Below are 1,637 nucleotides of genomic sequence, written 5' to 3'. Positions count from 1 at the left end.
GGGGCGTAGAGTTGTTGGCTATACGCTAGAAATTCGACAAATTAATACAACTTTAGACACTAATACTGTTGTTATTGATGGTAAGCCACAACCACCTAGAGTTAAAGGAAAGCAAGGTGTCAGAAAAGAAGAAAAAAGCATACCTACTAATGTATCTGAAAAAGTGGCTGAATATAATGCTGAAAAACAAGTTGAATTAAGTGAAGTAGAGAAATTAAAGCAAGAATTAGCTAAAGTAAAACAAGAAAATGCTGATTTAAAATCTAAAAAAGACAGGGGACTATTTGAAAGTTCTGATTTGAAACAGTCAGAAGAAAAAATAGCTCATACTTTAGATAAACTAATACCTGATTTAAAAGACAATGAAGAAAATACTAAAAAAGGAGAACAAATAGACTTATTTTAAAAATAGGGGGGCAAAAAAAGTTCGCTAAAAGGGTCGTTCATCATGTTCTTATTTATCAGAGCTTGTGCTATAATTATTTTAAGTTTATAAGAAGGAGAATTAATATATAGGCATTTTTAGTATTTTTGTAATCAACACAGTTGATTATCAACCAAACAAAAAATAAGTGGTTATAATGAATCGTTGATAAGCAAAATTAATTATAACCGCATTAAAGAGGGTTATAATGAACAAAAAAAATATAAAAGACAGTCAAAACTTTATTACTTCGAAACGTAATGTAGATAAAATAATGACAAATATAAGCTTAAATGAACATGATAATATCTTTGAAATTGGCTCAGGAAAAGGGCATTTTACCCTTGAATTAGTACAAAGGTGTAATTTCGTAACTGCTATTGAAATAGACCATAAATTATGCAAGACTACAGAAAATAAACTTGTTAATCACGATAATTTTCAAGTTTTAAACAAGGATATATTGCAGTTTAAATTTCCTAAAAACCAATCCTATAAAATATTTGGTAATATACCTTACAACATAAGTACGGATATAATACGCAAAGTTGTTTTTGAAAGTATAGCTGATGAGATTTATTTAATCGTGGAATACGGGTTTGCTAAAAGGTTATTGAATACAAAGCGCTCATTGGCGTTACTTTTAATGGCAGAAGTTGATATTTCTATATTAAGTATGGTTCCAAGAGAATATTTTCATCCTAAACCTAAAGTGAATAGCGCGCTTATCAGATTAAAGAGAAAAAAATCAAGAATATCGTACAAAGATAAACAGAAGTATAATTATTTCGTTATGAAATGGGTTAACAAAGAATACAAGAAAATATTTACAAAGAATCAATTTAACAAATCCTTAAAACATGCGGGAATTGACGATTTAAACAATATTAGCTTTGAGCAATTCTTGTCTCTTTTCAATAGCTATAAATTATTTAATAAGTAAGTTAAGGGGTGCGTAAACTGCACCCCTTAACTTGTCTTGTTTTGCTTAAACAATCTTGGCCCTTTTGTTGAATTACTCTTTAATAAAATAATTTTTCCGGGTTCTGTTGCAAAGTTTCCGATAAGCTCATTTTGAGGTAAAATAATTGAAAAAGATAGCAGGAGGAATGACGATGAATCATTTTAAAGGAAAGCAATTTCAGCAGGATGTGATTATTGTAGCCGTGGGCTACTATCTTCGTTATAACCTTAGCTATCGTGAAGTTCAAGA

2 protein-coding genes and 2 pseudogenes are annotated in these 1,637 nt (G+C 29.7%); all 4 read left to right on the top strand.

The window, feature by feature from the left end:
- Positions 1-406 (top strand): annotated as a pseudogene (locus tag NOU10_RS09160) (replication initiation protein); the annotation flags it as partial.
- Between the two features lie 106 nt (positions 407-512).
- Positions 513-572 carry a 23S rRNA methylase leader peptide ErmCL gene (gene ermCL / locus NOU10_RS09525; protein WP_014158491.1) on the top strand — a complete coding sequence of 20 codons (60 nt, stop codon included), beginning with the start codon at positions 513-515 and terminating at the stop codon, positions 570-572.
- Between the two features lie 60 nt (positions 573-632).
- Entirely contained in the window at positions 633-1,367 is a 735-nt protein-coding gene (gene erm(C), locus NOU10_RS09150) for a 23S rRNA (adenine(2058)-N(6))-methyltransferase Erm(C) (protein WP_032492416.1), read from the top strand.
- Positions 1,368-1,539: 172 nt separating this feature from the next.
- Positions 1,540-1,637 (top strand): annotated as a pseudogene (locus tag NOU10_RS09145) (IS6 family transposase); the annotation flags it as partial.

The organism is Ligilactobacillus sp. MP3 (assembly GCF_024436335.1).
GTDB classification, from domain to species: domain Bacteria; phylum Bacillota; class Bacilli; order Lactobacillales; family Lactobacillaceae; genus Ligilactobacillus; species Ligilactobacillus salivarius.
The sequence above is the reverse complement of the archived record's forward strand: the minus strand, read 5'-3'. Positions and strand labels throughout refer to the sequence as shown.